Origin of the sequence: Pseudomonas sp. TH43, assembly GCF_016650635.1 — a bacterium.
In the GTDB taxonomy this organism is placed as follows: Bacteria; Pseudomonadota; Gammaproteobacteria; order Pseudomonadales; family Pseudomonadaceae; genus Aquipseudomonas.
The window spans coordinates 495,623-512,706 of record NZ_JAEKFI010000002.1 but is presented as its reverse complement, the minus strand read 5'-3'; the positions used below and the strand labels follow the sequence as shown (position 1 = coordinate 512,706).

Below are 17,084 nucleotides of genomic sequence, written 5' to 3'. Positions count from 1 at the left end.
ATCAGCCGCGATTAAGCGACTGGAGCACGCCAGTCATCGGAACCCGAAGTACCGGATACTTCGTGGGTCCAGGTGATTTTACGGTAGGTGAACTGCACTTCTTCCAGGTGGGTGAAGTGCGAGTTCGACGGGTCCTGGCAGTTGTGCATTTTGTTGTTGATGGCGACGATGATCGCGTCTTCCAGTTTGGTGGTGTAGTAGTGCTCTTGGGTGCCTTGAGCCGAAGTGCGGTACCACTGGATAACGATTTCGCTCATGCGCTCGCCCGAAGTCAGAGCAGCTTGCAGCAGAGGCGAAGCCTTGTCGTAGACCTTGGTGATCACAACTGGCTTGTGAACGCGCTGACCGGTTGGCTGACCGGATTGTGGGTCACGCGGGATGATCACGTCATGGCTGAAAGCCTGAACCATGACCTGGTCTTCGTGGCCTTCCTGGTAGGTGTTGCCAACGGAGTCGGCGGTGAAGGCGCCTGCAGTGATCAGGCCTTGTTTTTCGCCGGTAACCGACATGTACGCTGGTGTTGCCATGGGGTGCTCTCCTTGCGGATAAATTTAAGGTGCCCGGGAGGCGAAATCGCCCGGTGGGTGCCTGACTGTAATCAAGGAGCGTGCCAGCTTTTGTGAAGTGCCCGGCAGCCGGTGGTTAAACCGCTCTGGCCTGTGGGTTTGAGGATTTTTGCCAGGCGAATCAGGGCAAAAGTGCGCAAGAAGTTGCGCAGTACTGCGCAACTTCTTGCGCACTCGTCTACAGGCCACGTCCTACGTGGCCTGTAGAGGCATTGGTAGGGCAAAATCGAAAATAAGTGCGCAACTTCTTGCGCACAATGGCTGTGTGCCATCATTCGGCGCATTGAAACGATTTGCCGTGCCTCAAGGTCAATCACTCACACCTGTAAAACAGCCTCTGAAATCCCGCAAACCGAGTGAGACCGACATGAAAGTTCTGATGGTTCTGACCTCCCATGATCAATTGGGCGACACCGGCAAGAAAACCGGCTTCTGGCTGGAGGAGTTCGCCGCCCCGTACTACGTGTTCAAGGATGCCGGCGCACAACTGACGCTGGCCTCGCCCAAGGGCGGTCAGCCGCCGCTGGATCCGAAAAGTGATGAGCCGGACGCGCAGACTGCCGCGACCGAACGCTTTCGCAAGGACTCCGCCGCCCAGTCGGCGCTGGCTTCCACTGTCAAACTCGAGACGGTGAAGGCGGCGGATTTCGATGCCGTGTTCTATCCGGGTGGCCACGGGCCGCTGTGGGATTTGGCGGAGGATCGCTATTCGATCGCGCTGATCGAGGCGTTTTACCAGGCCGGCAAACCGGTGGCGGCGGTGTGTCATGCACCGGGTGTGCTGCGCCATGCGAAGGGTGTGGATGGTCAGCCGCTGGTCAAAGGCAAGCAAGTGACCGGGTTTACCAACAGTGAAGAAGAGGCGGTGCAGTTGACGAATGTGGTGCCGTTTCTGGTCGAGGATGAGCTTAAGGCCAAGGGCGGGATTTTCTCGAAAGGCGCGGACTGGTCGAGCTATACCCGTGAGGATGGGTTGTTGCTGACGGGGCAGAATCCGGCTTCGTCGGAAGAGACGGCATTTGCATTGCTCGCAAGATTGCGCTGATTAAACCATTGACCTTGTGGCGAGGGAGCAAGCTCCCTCGCCACAGAGGCCGCGCTAATCGTTCGATCCGTTAAGGCCCAATACTTTGGCGCACTCTTCGAGTGAGCGTTGCTGCGTTTCGGCATACAGGCCCAGCTCATCAATTGTGGCGCGGCCCAGCGCCTGTTCGAACGCCTGGCGGTTGGAGTGTTCGCCATAGTGCGTCGGCGCAGCATCCCCAAGGTTTGACTGAAAAATCCCCGCCGCGCTGACCGGCAGGAAATCTTCGTACACCAGCGGTTCAGCTTTCACGTAACCGTCGCGCAACAAATCCTCTAGTGATACCTCGCCCAGGCTACCTGCTGCCAAGCCTTTTTCCGTGGCGAAATAGCGAAAGTACGCCAGCCCTTGTTCACGCATGCCGTCGAGACTGTCAGGAAATTCGCCAAAGTGCTGACTCATCAGCGCGTTGTAGCGTGAGGCGTTGGCCTCGTTGGGAAATTCTCCCAGCGCATCGCGTGCCGCATTCAATAAAAGGTCGTACAGCGCACGGCCCTTGGGTGTCAGCGCCGCGCCGCGTTGTTCGATTTCGCCGAAACGCGCGCTGTGGCTGCCACGGGTTTCATCTTGATCGGTGAAGGCGATCGGTTCGTCCAACGCTTTGAAGCTGGTCTGGCGCAGCAGGATCGGCTGCTGCCGGCGCGGTGGGCCTTCGATGACCGCTTTCGGGGTGATGCCGTGGGCGGGCATCTGTTCCTGGACGATGTCGATGTCCAGCGTGCGCGGCGTCAGGTGATTGATGTGAGGGCCTTTGAACGCGACGACGTCGGCGATCAAGCGGTGTTGGGCGCTCAGTGTCTGGTATTGGGCTGCGGTGACGGTGGCGCTGTGGTGCCAGCGAAAAGTCTCGAGTGCCTGCAGGACGAATTCCTGCACCTCGGTTTCGTTAAGGCCGCCAGCCGTTTCCGCTTGGGCGATCAGGCGCAACGCCTTCGGGGTGAAGATTGAGCGTTTGGCCAACACGGATCCGGCAAATGCGCGTAACTCGGGATCCTCAATCAGTTCCAGGCGTAACAACGAGGTAAACACCCGGAAAGGGCTGACCTGCAGCGCATCCTCATGCACCGCGCGAAACGCGGTGGAATGCACCGGCACGCCTGCCGGCGTCAGGTCGTAATATCCCACCGGCTGCATGCCCATCACCGCGAACAAGCGGGCGAGGGTGGCCAGTTCGGTTGCGGTGCCGACACGGATCGCACCGTGGCGCTCCATGTCCAGCCGTTCGATTTCTCCAGTGCTGTCGAGCTGTCGGGCGATGTCCGGCTCACGCGAAAGCACGTCGCGGTTGGTTTGCTCCACCAGTTCCATCAGCGCGCCGTACAGCGGCACTTCTTCGCGGTACATGTCGGACATCGCTTTGGAGAAGCGTTGGCGGATCAGGTCTGGGCTGATGAAAGGCTGCACGCTCATGAAAAAAATTCCTGCCACGGTCACGTATGGGATGCAGGAAAAGATCGCAGCCTTCGCCGACGTCGGCAAACGAAGAATCCTACGGACTTCATTCTGCCAACGACTGATCCACCAGTTCGATCCAGTGCACAACCGGCGTGCGCCCAGCGCTGGTCAGATGGCTTTGGCAACCGATGTTGGAAGTGACGATCAGTTGCGGGCGGCCGCTTTCCAGCGCGTTGAGGCGGTTGTCGCGCAGTTGCCTGGCCAGCACCGGTTGCGTCAGTGAATAAGTGCCCGCCGAGCCGCAGCACAAATGGCCGTCGGGCACCGCGGTGAGGTTGAAACCGATTCGGCTCAGCACGGCTTCCACCGCGCCGCCGAGTTTCAATGCGTGCTGCAAGGTACACGGGCAATGCACGGCGATACGTCGTTCGCTGGCTGCGCACACTTGCTCAAGTGGCTCCTGGGCGAGGATCTGCACCAGATCCAGAGTCATTTCGCTGATTCGCCGGGCCTTCATCGCGTAAGCCGGATCGCCTGAAAGCAAATGCCCGTAATCCTTGATGAACGCGCCGCAGCCACTGGCCGTCTGCACAATCGCTTCGGCACCGTTTTGCAGATGCGGCCACCACGCGTCGATGTTCTGCCGAGCGCGGTCGAGGCCTTTGGCCTGGGCGTCGAGGTGATAGTCGAGCGCGCCGCAGCAACCGGCCTCGGCCACGGGCGTGACGCTGATCCCGAGCCGATCCAGCACCCGCGCCGTTGCGTCATTGGTGTTCGGTGACAAACCGGGTTGCACGCAACCTTCAAGCAGTAATACCCGGCGGGCATGCCGAGGGGCGGGACGAGAGCCGTTAACCGGCATACGCTGCGGCAGTTTGCTTTCAAGCAAACGCGGCAGTAGCGGGCGAAACGTCGTACCGACGCGCAGCAATCCTTTGAACAAGCCTGGATTCGGCGCCAATGCGCGCAAGCCTTCACGCAGTAGGCGCTGCGCGGCCGGGCGCGGCACCGCTTGATCGACCACCGCACGGCCGATGTCGAGCAAGTTGTGGTAATCAACGCCGGACGGGCAGGTGGTTTCGCAGTTGCGGCACGACAGGCAGCGATCCAGATGCAGTTGCGTTTGCACAGTGGCCGGCGCGCCTTCGAGCACTTGTTTGATCAGGTAGATGCGCCCGCGCGGGCCGTCGAGTTCGTCGCCGAGCAATTGATAAGTCGGGCACGTCGCGTTGCAAAAACCGCAATGCACGCAGGTGCGCAGGATCTTTTCCGCTTCGGCGGCGCGGGGCAGTAGCCGGGATTGCTCACTGAGGGTGGTTTGCATGGTCAGAGCTCCGCGTACATCCGGCCGGGGTTGAACAGCCCTTGCGGGTCGAGTTGCGCCTTGAGTTGCCGGTGATAGCGCAGCAGCGTCGGTGCCAGCGGCTGGAACGGTGTGTCACTGGTGCCATGAGTGAAGCAAGTCGCATGGCCACCGAATGACTGCGCGAGGGCTTGAATGTCGTCGCTGGAGGACTTCAGCCAGCGTTGTGCGCCGGCCCAGTCGATCAATTGTGCGCCGGGCAATTCCAGTGGCCCGAGATTGTTTGGCAGTGACAGCCGCCACAGTGGCAGGCCCTCGTCGAAAAACGGTAATCGCTGTTCGTTCAGATCACGCCAGAAAACCGAGTCCAACGGCTCGCCGCCGAGCCGTTGATGTGCCGCTGTCACCGAGCCTTCGCCGCCCTCAAGTCGCAGATACAGGCTGCCGCCATCGTGACACGCCGCGCTGATCGGTAACGGTTGCTGGCCCCACTCGGCAAGTTTGGTCAGCGCCCGCGCGCAATCGATTTCCAGGCGAATGCTCAGACACTGGCGGGGTTTGGGCAGAACTTTCAGGGAGACTTCTGTGAGCACGCCGAGGCAGCCATAACTGCCCGCCATCAGCCTCGACAGGTCATACCCGGCGACGTTTTTCATCACTTCGCCGCCGAAACGCAAATGCTGGCCGAGACCTGTGATCACCCGTGTGCCAAGGACGAAATCGCGTACCGAGCCCGACCATGGTCGTCGCGGCCCAGACATCCCCGCGGCGATCATGCCGCCGACCGTGGCGCCATCGGCAAACGAGGGCGGCTCGCACGGCAACATCTGCCCGGCGACGTCCAGCGCCGCGAGCAATTCGGCCAACGGCGTGCCCGCCCGCACGCTGACCACCAGTTCGGTCGGGTCGTAGCGAACGATGCCACGATGGGCGCGAGTGTCGAGCACTTCACCGGCCACCTCGCGACCGAGAAACGCCTTGCTGTTGCCGCCCTGAATCTTCAACGGCGTGGCGTTGGCCCGCGCTTCATTGACCTGATCGAGCAGGGCGCCGGCAGCGTCGAAGTCGACCATCAGAAGCGCTCCAGCTCAGGGAAGGGCAGTTGCCCGGCGTGAATGTGCATCGCACCGAATTCCGCGCAGCGGTGCAGGGTCGGAATGTTCTTGCCGGGATTGAGCAGGCCCTGTGGATCGAAGGCGGCTTTCACCGCATGGAACAGGCTCAGTTCAGCACTGTTGAACTGCGCGCACATCTGATTGATTTTCTCCCGGCCCACGCCATGTTCACCGGTGATGCTGCCGCCGACCTGCACGCACAATTCGAGAATCTTGCCGCCCAGCGCTTCGGCGCGATGCAGTTCGCCCGGTTGGTTGGCGTCGAACAGGATCAGTGGATGCATGTTGCCGTCGCCGGCATGGAACACATTGGCCACGCGCAACCCGTATTCTTCGCCCAGGCGAGCGATGCCCTGCAGGACGCCGGGCAATTCGCGGCGCGGGATGGTGCCGTCCATGCAGTAGTAGTCGGGCGACAACCGCCCGATGGCCGGGAAGGCATTTTTGCGTCCGGCCCAAAACCGCACGCGCTCGGCCTCGTCACGGGCCTGACGCACCTCGGTGGCGCCGGCCAGGTTCATGACCTCACGAACCCGCTGGCAATCGTCATGAACGTCGGCTTCGACGCCATCAAGTTCGCACAACAGAATGGCCTCGGCGTCGACCGGGTAACCGGCGTGGATGAAGTCTTCGGCGGCGCGGATCGCCAGGTTGTCCATCATCTCCAGTCCGCCCGGAATGATCCCCGCCGCGATGATCTCGGCGACGGCACGCCCGGCCTTTTCCACGGAGTCGAAACTGGCCAGCAGCACTTTGGCGACCTGTGGTTTTGGCAGCAGTTTGACCGTGACTTCGGTGATGATACCCAGCAAGCCTTCGGAGCCCGTGAACAGCGCAAGCAAGTCGAACCCCGCCGAGTCGAGGGCGTCGGAGCCCAGGGTCAGGCGTTCGCCTTCGATGGTCAGTACTTCGATTTTCAGCAGGTTGTGCACGGTCAGACCGTATTTGAGGCAGTGCACGCCGCCGGCATTTTCCGCTACGTTGCCACCGATCGAGCAGGCGATCTGCGACGACGGATCAGGCGCGTAATACAGCCCGAAGGGCGCAGCAGCCTGGGAAATCGCCAGATTGCGCACGCCGGGTTGAACGCGTGCGGTGCGCGCGGCGGGGTCGATATGGAGGATGTTGTTGAAGCGCGCCATCACCAGCAGCAGGCCTTTTTCCAGCGGCAAGGCGCCGCCGGACAATCCGGTGCCGGCGCCCCGGGCCACCACCGGGACGTTGTTTTGATGACAGAGCTTGAGCAGGGTTTGTACTTGCTCCAGACGTCGGGGCAGGACGACCAGCATTGGCGTGGTGCGGTAGGCGGAAAGGCCGTCACATTCGTAGGGTTTGAGTTCTTCCTCGCGCCAGAGGACGTCGAGATCGGGAATGGCCTGCTGCAGGGTTTTGAGAAGTTGCGCCTTGTTCACCTCCGGCAGCGGGCCATCGAGGCGCTCGTCATAAAGAATGTTCATCTCAACCTCAATCCTTTCCCCGAACTCTGCCCCCTGTAATAGCTGCCGAAGGCTGCGATCTTTTGATTGTGTTTTTAAGGATCAAAAGATCGCAGCCTTCGGCAGCTCCTACAGGGGATGTGGGAGTTCAGCGTTGGTTTCCTAGAAACTGTCGGTACAAGCGCGCCGTGTTCGCCGGCTGCTCGACCATCGGCATGTGCCCGACGTGATCCCACACATCCACCTGCAAATTGGCGATGCCTTTGCTCCAGATCGGCACGCTGCTGACGTCGATCAAGCGATCCTTGCGACCCCATAGCAACAGCGCCGGGCATTTGATTTCGGCCAGTTTCGGCTCCATCGGCGGGCTGGCGCGGAAGTCGCGGAAAATCTCTTCCAGCTCATCGCGCCGCTGTTCGTAGCGCTGGGCGATGGCGTCCAGCACCAGGCTCGGCACCCACGGCGGCGACTCCATGGTCATCGCGTAAAACTGGCGAAACTCCTCGCGGGAATTGATCAGGAACGGGTTATGCCCACGGGACAGATGGTGCTCCATGTCGCTGACCTCCGGAGCGGTGACGCCGGCCGGATCAATCAGCGCCACCGAAGCGATGCGATCCGGGTACGTCGCCGCCAGCCACGCGGCGATGTAACCGCCCATGGAGTTGCCGATCACATGCACTTTCTCCACGCCGCAGACGTCGAGTAACTGGATCATGCGCTTGGCCTGCACCGCAATGTCGTAGCCGCCACCGGCCTTGAAGCCGGTTTCACCGTGGCCGGCGAGGTCCGGAATGATCACCCGGTATTGACGGACAAAATGTCGGGCGCAGCGCAGCCACAGGTTCTTGTCGGCGCTGTAGCCGTGCAACATCAAAATCGCGCTGGACGCTTCATACGGCCCACCTTGCCAGGTCGAGACGCTCATCTCGGCGATCGGCACGTCGATCTTGTGCAATTTGTACAGCTTGGCCTCGATGGCCATGTTCAGGTCATACAGCCAATGGCCGACCGCCGGATAACTCAACCAGCTCCAGGCTACGAAAACCGCAAGGGCGACAAACAGCAAAAGCATCGACGTCTTCCTTTTACGTGTTCAGGACAGAATGTGGTCGGCCGGTTTCAGCGTCCGGGTCAACCGGTAGTAGCTGAAACTGAAGCCGGGAAACATCGCGATCACATGACCGCTCTTGCTTTGATACCAACTGTTGCAGCCGCCGGACTTCCACACCGTGCGTTCCATCTCTTGGTGGATCATTTCAGTGTAGGTACGTTCCGCTTCGCGGCGCACTTCGATGCTGCGCAGACCTTTGCTGTTGAGCGTACGAATGCAGTCAATGATGTAGTTCATCTGCGATTCGATGATGAACAGCGCCGAGGTGTGGCCAATTCCAGTGTTGGGCCCGGTGACGATAAACAGGTTGGGGAAGTCCGGCAGGCTGGTGCCCAGGTAGGCGCGAGGGTATTCGGCCCAGACATCTCTAAGTTGTACGGCGTTTTTTCCGCTGACCGGGTAGGAAATAACACCGTCGGTGGCGTCGTAACCCGTCGACCAGACGATCAGATCGACATCGATGTGCTGGCCGTCCTGCGTATTGATCCCGCTTTCATCGATTGAGGCTATGCCTTGTTCGCGAGTGTGCAGCGTGACGTTGGCGCGGGTCAGCGCCGGGTAATAAGTGCTGGAGACCAGCACCCGTTTGCAGCCGATGGTGAAGTCAGGGATGAGTTTTTCTTGCAGCACAGGATCCGGCACCTGGCGTTTGAGAAAGCGCAGCGCCTGTTTTTGCACCAGATGAATCGCCGGTTTCGAATATTTGAAGGCGATCACTCGCGTTTCGAATTGCCAGTAGATCAGCCAGCGCAGCAGTTTGTAGGCCGGTTTCAAACCCAGCAGCCAACGCTGAAACGGCCCGAAAACCCGATCAGCGCGGGGCAACACCCAATGCGGGGTGCGCTGGAACACATGCAACTGTTCAACCTGCGGCGCAATCGCCGGAATCACTTGGGCCGCGCTGGCGCCGCTGCCGACGATGGCCACGCGTTTACCGCGGTAGTCGTAGCTGTGATCCCAGTTGTTTGTATGAAACGTCTTGCCCTGAAAGCGCTCCTGCCCCGCGAAGTGTGGGATCACCGGTTGGCTCAAAGGCCCGCTGGCATTGATCAGGAACTGCGCATAAAAGATGCCCTTGCTGGCGGTGTGTACGGCCCAGCGCTGTTCAGCATCCTCCCATTCGACGCGTTCGACATCGGCTTGCAGTTCCACCCGCTCGCGCAGGCCGAACTGGTCGATGACATGTTCGGTGTAGCGCTGCAGTTCGGCCTGCCCGGCGAACATCTGCGACCAGCGATACGGCGCGAACGACAGCGAATACAGCGGCGATGGCACGTCTACCGCTGCGCCGGGATAGGTGTTCTGGCACCAGGTGCCGCCGAAGAAGTCCCTTCGCTCCAGCAGGCGAAAATCGTCGATCCCGGCCTTGAGCAGGTTGACCGCCGCGCATTGGCCGCCAAAACCGCTGCCGATGATCAACACTTGGTAAGTCTGCATGGGCCTCCTTCTTATAGTTGTTTTTCCATTTTCCTCCTTTCATGTATAGCCAAAAATTTGCACTGTGGGAGGACACAGTGCATTCCACCGTCCATGGGCTGCTGTTGGACCTGTTGTAGGAGCTGACGAGTGCAACGAGGCTCCTACATGAGTGGTTGGTGGTCGTTAAGGTTTGAGCCCGCTGGCCGGTGATGGCTATTTAACGTTGCCCTGATAGACTCCCACCACATCCGTCCTACGGTGTGCAGGTTCCGTCAAGTGCTCGAGGCCCTTATGGGAAACACGGGAGGAAAGGGACTTTCATTGGCCAGGAGGCTTTACACATCGCGAACCCTCGGGCTGGTGCTCGGGCTTGTGTGCGTCAGCGTGGCGATGTACCCGCTCGATCCGCCGCTGTGGGTCTGGGCGCTGATGCTGTTCAACGGGCTGCTCTGGCCACATCTGGCGTTTCAATGGGCGCGCCGTTCGCCCACCCCGTATCATGCCGAACACCGTAATTTATTGATCGACGCTTTCCTCGGTGGCTTCTGGGTCGCCGCGATGCATTTCAATCCGCTGCCCAGTGCCACGACCGTTTCGATGATGGCGATGAACAACGTCGCCATCGGCGGCTTGCGTTTTCTGCTGGCCGGGGCGGCGGCGCAGATTCTCGGTGTCGGCGTCGGTCTGGTGGTGTTTGCTCCTGCGTTCATCCCGCAAACCTCGCCCATGCAACTGTATGCCTGCCTGCCGTTGTTGATGCTGTATCCGTTGGCGTTGGGCTGGATCTGCTTTCGTCAGGCCCACACCCTCGGCCGGCACAAACGTGAACTGTTGGCCCTGAGCCGCACCGACAGCCTGACCGGACTGCTCAATCACGGCGCGTGGAAGGATCAACTGGAGATCGCCTTTCAACTGTGCAAGCGGCAGAAGCAGGGCGCGGCAATTGCTTTGATCGACATCGACCATTTCAAGGCGATCAACGACACCTACGGCCATGTCGCCGGTGACATTGTGCTGCGGCAACTGAGCAAGATGCTCAAGCAGAATTTGCGTGCCACCGACATTGCCGGGCGTTACGGCGGCGATGAGTTCTGCGTGATTCTCCCTGACTTGCCGCTGTTCAACGCCGCCCAGGCCATGGAGGGCTTGCGTGAACGCTTCGCGACGTTGGGTTACGAGCAGAACCCGGCGTTGAAGGTCAGTTTGAGCATTGGCCTGGCGGCCTATGACCCGGCGCATGCCGATGCGACGCGCTGGCTCAACGATGCCGATCAGGCGTTGTACGAGGCCAAGGCGAGCGGGCGTAACCGGGTGATCTGCAATTGCGACAACAAGCCCCGGCAGCCACTGCGCGACTCAGTCTGAACGGCAGCGCCTACGGGTGTTCGTTGTGGGTCAGGATGATGTCGTATTGGGAGTAGAGCGTCGCGCCGATGTCGGGTACGGTGAAATCCCCCCGACGCGAAACAAGGATCGATTCATGACGTTTGCCTTTCCCCGCTCCCTGTTGGCCGCCAGCCTTGGCCTGTCCCTCGCCATGGCTGCTTGCAACGCCTTCGCTGAACCGCACAAACAAGTATTGGCTGATGCCGAGCAATATCAGCAAGAGGCCCTGAAGTTGCTGGAGCGCTTGGTCAACATTGACTCCGGTTCTGGTTATGAACCGGGCCTCAAACAAGTCAGCGACATCGCCATTGATGAATTGAAGAAGCTTGGCGCGACCATCGAACTGGTGCCCAACACCCCGGAAAAATCCAACCATGTGCTGGCCACGTTCAAAGGCACCGGCAAGGCGAAAATCCTGCTGATGGCGCACATGGACACAGTGTTCAAGGAAGGTTCTGCCGCCGAGCGACCGTTCCACATCAAGGATGGTCGGGCATACGGGCCAGGGGTGATGGACGACAAGGGCGGCATCGTCACCGGAATTTATGCGCTGAAAGTCCTGAAGAATCTCGACTTCAAGGACTACGCGCAAATCACTTTTCTACTGGATGCCAGCGAAGAAACCGGCTCCGACGTCGCCACCGACCTGATCAAGAAAACCGCCAAACTCCACGATGTGACGCTCAATCTGGAACCGGGCCGTCCGGCTGACGGTTTGGTGGTGTGGCGCAAGGGCAGCGCGACGGCGCTGGTCGAAGTCAAGGGCAAGGCTGCTCATGCCGGGGTTGCGCCGGAACTGGGGCGTAACGCGGCGATGGAGGCGGCGCATCAAATTCTACAACTGGGCAAACTCGGTGATGAAGCGAAGAAAACCACCATCAACTTCACCGTGCTCAAGGCCGGCGACCGCACCAACGTGATTCCCGATCAGGCCACAGCCAAGGCTGACGTGCGTGCGGCGGTGCCGGAAGAGTTTGACCGGATCGAGAAGGATCTGGCGCGGGTGTCGCAGGACAAATTGATACCCGACACGGTCGTCACCACCACCTTGCAACGCGGTTTGCCGCCGATGCCGCAGACGGCTGAGTCGGATCGTTTGATGGCCATGGCGCAGGGTATCTATGGAGAGATTGGCCGCAAACTGACCGAGGAGGGCAGTGGTGGCGCGGCAGATGCCAGTTTGTCTGCTGGCGTAGGCACGCCGACGCTGGACGGGTTCGGGATTGTCGGCGGCAATATTCACACGCCTGAGGAGTACGCCGAAGTGGCAAGCGTGACGCCGCGGATTTATCTGTTGTCGCGGATGATCATGGAGTTGGCCAAGCCACGCTGAGAGAGTGATCGTTCCCACCTAGAGCGTGGGAACGATCCGTCGCCCGGTCAATCCATCATTCCTTGACGCTCATGTATTCCTTCGCCCAAAGGATGTATTCCTCAGGCTGGGTATAGGTGTGTGTCAGTTCGGTCGCGCTCAGGTCGGATGCCTGGGTGAAGATCTGCCGCTGCTCGCGCAGGCTGTCGTATGTCGCTTTGATCGCCGCGAAGTACGCGCCATGGCCGTCGATGGTCACGCGCACACCCAGTTCTGCCAGGCGCTTGTCATCACGCAGTGCCGGGTTGCCATAGGTCACCAGCATCAGTGGCACGGTCAGGTGCTCTGCAATTTGCTCGAGCTGATCAAAGTCCTGAATCCCGACCATGCAGATCCCGTCGGCGCCCGCCGCCTGGTACTGCCGGGTGCGGCTGATGATTTCCTGGTTGGGCAGGATGCCGGCGTTGGTACGGGCGATGATCGCCATTTCCGTATCGACGCGGGCTTCCAGTGCTGCGCGGATCTTGCCGACGCCTTCGGCAACCGTGATCAGGTCGGTGGATTTACGACCGAATTGCGCGGGGAGCAGGGTGTCTTCGATGGTCAGCGCGGCGACGCCGGCGCGTTCCAGTTCGACGATGGTGCGCATCACGTTAAGGGCATTGCCGTAGCCGTGGTCGGCGTCGGCGATCACCGGCAATTGGGCGACGCGACCGATACGGGTGGCTTGTTCGGCGAACTCGCTGAGGGTGATCAGGGCAAAGTCCGGTGCACCGAGCACCTGCAACGAGGCCACGGAACCACCGAGAATCCCCACTTCAAAACCCAGGTCAGCGGCAATCCGGGCGGACATCGGGTCGAACACGGATGCTGTGTGGTAGCAGGTGTCGGAGGCCAGCAGCTGACGGAAGTTACGGCGCAAATCTTGATGAGAAAGCCTGGTCATACGAGTTCCACCAATACCAAGGAATGGAACGGCTTGAGCAAATGTGTCAACGCCGAAGTTTTAAAAGGCTATCACGTGAATGGGTCAATGATCATGACGAATTTGCACGGGTAAGGCTGGCGCGTAGCCGTTTGCTGAAAGGTATCACCTGTGCAGAGGGAATTTCGCTGTGATGGGAGGATCAGGTCTGCTGAAGCGGATTTGTCCGGGCGCAGAAGATTACTGTGGTGAGGGGATTTATCCCCGTTCGGCTGCGTAGCAGTCGCAGTGCCGGTCAGTACGGTATGTCTGACGAAATGAAGTGACTGGTTTTGGGGCCGCTGCGCAGCCCATCGGGGGATAAATCCCCTCGCCACAGGGATTGCGGTGTCTTTGACAATCAGGCAGCGACGGCCTGCTGTTGTTGATTGGGCAGCATCACCGCGCGCACCGAATTGCCCGGCTGCAATTGCAAGCGTTTGGCTGTGAGCCGGTCGATCACCAGGCTGCTGCCGACTCGGCGGGCGCGGGCGACGGTGATACGGCAGTTCTCCAGGCGACGGTTGTGAATCAGCCAGAGGGGTGCCTGTTCATCCGGCATGCCGAGGCTCAAGGTCAGCTCAAGGCTGTCGCGCACCGTGCGAATACTGCGCACTGGCGCTTCGATCACCGGGCCACCATCGAAAATGTCGATATAGCCTTTGTGGGTGAAACCCTCGGCCTGGAGGATTTTCAATGCAGGTTCAGTGTGGGGATGTGCCTGGCCAATAGCCGCCTGTGCTTGTTCGGTGAGCAGGCAGGTGTACAGCGGCTGGCGCGGCATCAGTTCGGCGATGAACGACTTGTTGCCCAAGCCCGACAAGTGGTCGGCGTGGCTGAAATCCATCTGAAAGAAGTGCCGGCCCAGACTGTCCCAGAATGGCGAACAACCCAGCTCGTCAGCACTGCCGCGCAGCTCGGCGATCATCTTTTCACCAAACAGATGCGGGAACTCGGCGACGAACAGCAAACGCCCCAATGACAATAAGCGACCGTTACTGCCGTGGCGGTGTTCGTGGCCGAGAAACAGCGAGCACAGTTCTGATTGGCCAGTCAGTTCGTTGTTGAGAAACAGCGTCGGGATCTGTCGTTGTATTCCCAGATCCGGGGCCGAACTCACCGTCAGGCCAACCCGGTAGTTGTACCAGGGTTCGCGCATGCCGATGGCTCCGGACAGCGCGCTGACGCCGACCACGCGCAGATCGTCGTCTTCGAGCACGAACAGGTAATCCGCATCGGCGCGCTCCACTTGTTCGGCAAATGCGCGTTGCGCCCAGCGTACCCGGTGGGCCAGTCGATCTTCGTTGGCGGGCAGGGTAGTGAACCCCGGGCCGGCCTGTTGCACCAGGCTCATCAAGGCTGGCAGGTCGCTGACTTTGACCGGGCGGACAATCATGCTGTAACTCCTTCTGCGCGCCTGTTCGGGCACTGTCGTTGGCTGCGGAACCGGGCGCGGTTCACAGGGCAATCAAGCGGATCGGACTGCCGTCGGTCACGTTCAGCGCCGCACACATCGCCGGGGTGAGAGACAGCGGTTGATCGGGCTGGACGTCCAGTTCGGCGACGATGGCCCGGTAGCCATGTAACGCATCGTTGCTCAGCAGATAACGGCCGCGGGCGTCCATTCGCGGTTGTTGCTGCACCTGGGCGGTCTGGCTGCGGGCGATGGAACGAATGTTCGCGGTGCGCGCATAAAGCGTCGGGCCAGCATCGAACAGATCGATGTAGCTGTTGGTTTCAAAACCTTCGCGCTCAAGAATGTCGAACGCTTCCTGACCGTCCGGGTGAATGCGCCCGATACAGTCTTGCGCTGCTTGCGGCAGCATCGGCACGTAAATCGGGTATTGCGGCATCAGTTCGGCGAGGAAGCTGCGGCTCTGTAACCCGCACAGCCTTTCGGCTTCGACGTAGGGCAGGTCGAAGAAATGTTTACCCAGCGCATCCCAGAAGGGCGAATGGCCGTTCTCGTCGCTGTAGCCGACGATTTCGGTAATCACCGCTTCAGCGAAACGCTGCGCATGGGCGGCGATAAACAGCAGGCGCGCGCGTGACAGCAATTCGGAAAAAGGCGTGCGAACCAACGCTGCGTCGATATGGAAGCCGCGAAGCAGCGTGTGATCGTTGAGGTCGTGGCACAACGACAGCGCCGGTACCCCGTGTTCGATGTTCAGCTCTCGCGAGGCACTGGTGAAGTGGCGGTTGCGCAGGCTATAGAACGGTTCGTTGAAGCCGGCGGTGGCGACAATTTCAGAGCACCCCAGCAAACGCTGACTGTCGAGGTCTTCGAGCACGAAGAAGTAATTCTCCGCGCCTTGCGCGGCTGCGTCGCTGTCGAACGAGGCGCAGGATGCGGCGATTTTCTCGCGCAGGCGTTCGCTGTCATCCGGCAGGGAAGTCACGCCCACCAGGCTGTCGCGGGCCAATTGTTGTAACTGAGGCAGGTCGGTTAGCTCGACTGGGCGTAAGACCAGCATGGATGTACTCCTGTATCAAAAGGTCCGACGAATTCGCCGAACCTGACTATCACTGTCGGTTTCCACGCGTTAAATCAGCGGTCGCCTGATTTGTTGTCAGACGCCGCCCTTTTTTATGTCAGCCATTGCTCGGGTCAGGCAGCGCAGTACTGGCGCCGAGCTTGTTGAGGAAGAACAGGTACACCAGGCCCAGGGCGATCCAGATCAGCCCGAGTTTCTGCGCATCGACGCCCATGTTGTACATGATGGCCGCGACGATGATGAAGCCGATCACCGGACAGATCAGGTGGCGCACAACCTGACCGGACTTTTGCCGACGCCAGTAGTAGTTGATCACGGTCAGGTGCAGCAGCATGAAACCGCTGAGTGCGCCGAAGTTGACCAGCGAGGTCAGGGTATCGACCGAGTTGATGAACAGGTAGCAGATCACCAGCGACAGCACGGCCACCAGATAAATACTCAGGTATGGCGTGTTGTGTTTCGGATGCACCTTGGCCAGCACTTTCGGCAGTTTGCCATCGCGAGCCATGCCGAACAGCAGCCGCGATACCGCCGCTTGCGAAGTGATCGCCACGGCAACGCCCCAGGCCAGCGCGGTCGCTACACCGGTCAGCGTCGCCAGCCAGCTGCCTGCTGCGATTTCAGCGATTTCATAGAAGGCGGTGTCGGCGGATTTGAAGCCCATGCCCGCTGCCAGATCAGTGGCAATCCAGGTTTGTGCAACGAAAATCACGCCCATCACCAGCAGGGTAATCAGCGCGGCCTTGCCGACGCTTTTGCCCGGATCACCTTTGATTTCTTCGGCGAGCGTCGAAATCGCATCGAAGCCGAGGAACGACAGCACCGCAATCGATACGGCTTGCATCAACAGGGCGAAGTTGAAGGTTTCCGCGTGATACAGCGGCGCCAGAGTCAGTTCGCCGTTACCGCCACCGTTGTGCAGGGCAGTCCAGGCGTAGAACAGGAAAATGCCCAGCACGATCAGTTGCGCCAGCAGGAAAATGATGTTCATCCGCGCGGTGAAGGTGATGCCGCGCAGATTGACGAAGGTGGCGCTGACCAGAAACGCCAGAATGAAGCCGACTTTCGGAATGTCCGGATACAAATGGTTGAGCGCCATGGCTGCATAGACATAAAGCAGCGGTGGAATCAGCAGGTAATCGAGCAGCATCAGCCAGCCGGCGATAAAGCCGACGTGTTGATTCAAACCGCGTTGCGCGTAGGAATACACCGAGCCGGCAATCGGGAACGCCTTGGCCATGCTGCCGTAGCTCAACGCCGTGAACAGCATCGCCACCATGCCGATGATGTAGGCCAGCGGCACCATCCCCGGTGCCTCGGCATTGACATAGCCATACACGCCGAACGGGGCGATGGGGATCATGAAGATCATCCCGTACACCACCAGGTCAGTGAGGGTCAGGCTACGTTTCAACTCTTGCTTGTAGCCGAATTCTTCAATTTCCATGAAGCGCAACTCCTTGTCAGCCAGTCGATCGTTTTTAGTTGTTATATC

14 protein-coding genes are annotated in these 17,084 nt (G+C 60.0%); 3 read left to right on the top strand and 11 right to left on the bottom strand.

What is annotated here, in order from left to right:
- Nucleotides 1-11: 11 nt before the first annotated feature.
- Nucleotides 12-527, bottom strand: coding sequence for an Hcp family type VI secretion system effector (locus JFT81_RS09135; RefSeq protein ID WP_201227037.1), 516 nt, complete (start codon nt 525-527; stop codon nt 12-14).
- 406 nt (nt 528-933) lie between these two features.
- On the opposite strand from JFT81_RS09135, the gene JFT81_RS09130 reads away from it, so the two are divergent.
- On the top strand, nt 934-1,611 hold the full coding sequence (locus tag JFT81_RS09130; protein WP_201227036.1) for a type 1 glutamine amidotransferase domain-containing protein: 678 nt from the start codon (nt 934-936) through the stop codon (nt 1,609-1,611).
- A gap of 54 nt (nt 1,612-1,665) precedes the next feature.
- Here the strand turns inward: JFT81_RS09130 and JFT81_RS09125 are convergent, their stop codons facing one another.
- The 6 genes from JFT81_RS09125 to JFT81_RS09100 all read right to left on the bottom strand — a co-directional run bounded on the left by JFT81_RS09125 (nt 1,666) and on the right by JFT81_RS09100 (nt 9,450).
- Nucleotides 1,666-3,060, bottom strand: a complete 1,395-nt coding sequence (locus JFT81_RS09125; RefSeq protein ID WP_201227035.1) for a VOC family protein — start codon at nt 3,058-3,060, stop codon at nt 1,666-1,668.
- Nucleotides 3,061-3,148: 88 nt separating this feature from the next.
- Nucleotides 3,149-4,369 (bottom strand): glycolate oxidase subunit GlcF, encoded by a 1,221-nt coding sequence (gene glcF, locus JFT81_RS09120; protein WP_201227034.1) that lies wholly within the window; start codon nt 4,367-4,369, stop codon nt 3,149-3,151.
- Nucleotides 4,370-4,371: 2 nt separating this feature from the next.
- Nucleotides 4,372-5,421 (bottom strand): glycolate oxidase subunit GlcE, encoded by a 1,050-nt coding sequence (gene glcE / locus JFT81_RS09115; protein ID WP_201227033.1) that lies wholly within the window; start codon nt 5,419-5,421, stop codon nt 4,372-4,374.
- Nucleotides 5,421-6,920, bottom strand: a complete 1,500-nt coding sequence (gene glcD / locus JFT81_RS09110; protein WP_201227032.1) for a glycolate oxidase subunit GlcD — start codon at nt 6,918-6,920, stop codon at nt 5,421-5,423. The genes glcE and glcD overlap by 1 nt, the downstream gene beginning before the upstream one ends.
- A 127-nt stretch (nt 6,921-7,047) precedes the next feature.
- Nucleotides 7,048-7,974: an alpha/beta fold hydrolase gene (locus JFT81_RS09105; protein WP_201227031.1), complete on the bottom strand. Its 927-nt coding sequence runs from the start codon at nt 7,972-7,974 to the stop codon at nt 7,048-7,050.
- Between the two features lie 21 nt (nt 7,975-7,995).
- Entirely contained in the window at nt 7,996-9,450 is a 1,455-nt protein-coding gene (locus JFT81_RS09100; protein WP_201227030.1) for an NAD(P)/FAD-dependent oxidoreductase, read from the bottom strand.
- A gap of 273 nt (nt 9,451-9,723) precedes the next feature.
- Here JFT81_RS09100 and JFT81_RS09095 point away from each other — a divergent pair, with 273 nt between their 5' ends.
- Together JFT81_RS09095 and JFT81_RS09090 are read left to right on the top strand one after the other, a co-directional pair.
- Nucleotides 9,724-10,797, top strand: coding sequence for a diguanylate cyclase (locus JFT81_RS09095; protein ID WP_201227029.1), 1,074 nt, complete (start codon nt 9,724-9,726; stop codon nt 10,795-10,797).
- A gap of 115 nt (nt 10,798-10,912) precedes the next feature.
- Nucleotides 10,913-12,151: a M20/M25/M40 family metallo-hydrolase gene (locus JFT81_RS09090; RefSeq protein ID WP_201227028.1), complete on the top strand. Its 1,239-nt coding sequence runs from the start codon at nt 10,913-10,915 to the stop codon at nt 12,149-12,151.
- A 55-nt stretch (nt 12,152-12,206) separates the two neighbouring features.
- Here JFT81_RS09090 and JFT81_RS09085 read toward each other — a convergent pair whose 3' ends face one another.
- The 4 genes from JFT81_RS09085 to JFT81_RS09070 form a co-directional block, all read right to left on the bottom strand.
- Nucleotides 12,207-13,076: an oxaloacetate decarboxylase gene (locus tag JFT81_RS09085; RefSeq protein WP_007919546.1), complete on the bottom strand. Its 870-nt coding sequence runs from the start codon at nt 13,074-13,076 to the stop codon at nt 12,207-12,209.
- Nucleotides 13,077-13,455: 379 nt separating this feature from the next.
- Nucleotides 13,456-14,490, bottom strand: a complete 1,035-nt coding sequence (astA, locus tag JFT81_RS09080) for an arginine N-succinyltransferase (protein WP_201227027.1) — start codon at nt 14,488-14,490, stop codon at nt 13,456-13,458.
- A gap of 61 nt (nt 14,491-14,551) precedes the next feature.
- On the bottom strand, nt 14,552-15,568 hold the full coding sequence (locus JFT81_RS09075; RefSeq protein ID WP_201227026.1) for an arginine N-succinyltransferase: 1,017 nt from the start codon (nt 15,566-15,568) through the stop codon (nt 14,552-14,554).
- A gap of 118 nt (nt 15,569-15,686) precedes the next feature.
- Nucleotides 15,687-17,036, bottom strand: a complete 1,350-nt coding sequence (locus tag JFT81_RS09070) for an APC family permease (RefSeq protein WP_201227025.1) — start codon at nt 17,034-17,036, stop codon at nt 15,687-15,689.
- Between the last annotated feature and the right edge of the window lie 48 nt (nt 17,037-17,084).

Bases quoted from the DNA above. Each gene is read 5' to 3' on its own strand.
- JFT81_RS09070 (WP_201227025.1), bottom strand. From the start codon at position 17,036: ATGGAAATTGAAGAATTCGGCTACAAGCAAGAGTTGAAACGTAGCCTG.
- JFT81_RS09075 (WP_201227026.1), bottom strand. From the start codon at position 15,568: ATGCTGGTCTTACGCCCAGTCGAGCTAACCGACCTGCCTCAGTTACAA.
- JFT81_RS09135 (WP_201227037.1), bottom strand. From the start codon at position 527: ATGGCAACACCAGCGTACATGTCGGTTACCGGCGAAAAACAAGGCCTG.
- astA (WP_201227027.1), bottom strand. From the start codon at position 14,490: ATGATTGTCCGCCCGGTCAAAGTCAGCGACCTGCCAGCCTTGATGAGC.
- JFT81_RS09085 (WP_007919546.1), bottom strand. From the start codon at position 13,076: ATGACCAGGCTTTCTCATCAAGATTTGCGCCGTAACTTCCGTCAGCTG.
- glcF (WP_201227034.1), bottom strand. From the start codon at position 4,369: ATGCAAACCACCCTCAGTGAGCAATCCCGGCTACTGCCCCGCGCCGCC.
- JFT81_RS09105 (WP_201227031.1), bottom strand. From the start codon at position 7,974: ATGCTTTTGCTGTTTGTCGCCCTTGCGGTTTTCGTAGCCTGGAGCTGG.
- JFT81_RS09090 (WP_201227028.1), top strand. From the start codon at position 10,913: ATGACGTTTGCCTTTCCCCGCTCCCTGTTGGCCGCCAGCCTTGGCCTG.
- JFT81_RS09130 (WP_201227036.1), top strand. From the start codon at position 934: ATGAAAGTTCTGATGGTTCTGACCTCCCATGATCAATTGGGCGACACC.
- glcD (WP_201227032.1), bottom strand. From the start codon at position 6,920: ATGAACATTCTTTATGACGAGCGCCTCGATGGCCCGCTGCCGGAGGTG.
- glcE (WP_201227033.1), bottom strand. From the start codon at position 5,421: ATGGTCGACTTCGACGCTGCCGGCGCCCTGCTCGATCAGGTCAATGAA.
- JFT81_RS09100 (WP_201227030.1), bottom strand. From the start codon at position 9,450: ATGCAGACTTACCAAGTGTTGATCATCGGCAGCGGTTTTGGCGGCCAA.
- JFT81_RS09095 (WP_201227029.1), top strand. From the start codon at position 9,724: ATGGGAAACACGGGAGGAAAGGGACTTTCATTGGCCAGGAGGCTTTAC.
- JFT81_RS09125 (WP_201227035.1), bottom strand. From the start codon at position 3,060: ATGAGCGTGCAGCCTTTCATCAGCCCAGACCTGATCCGCCAACGCTTC.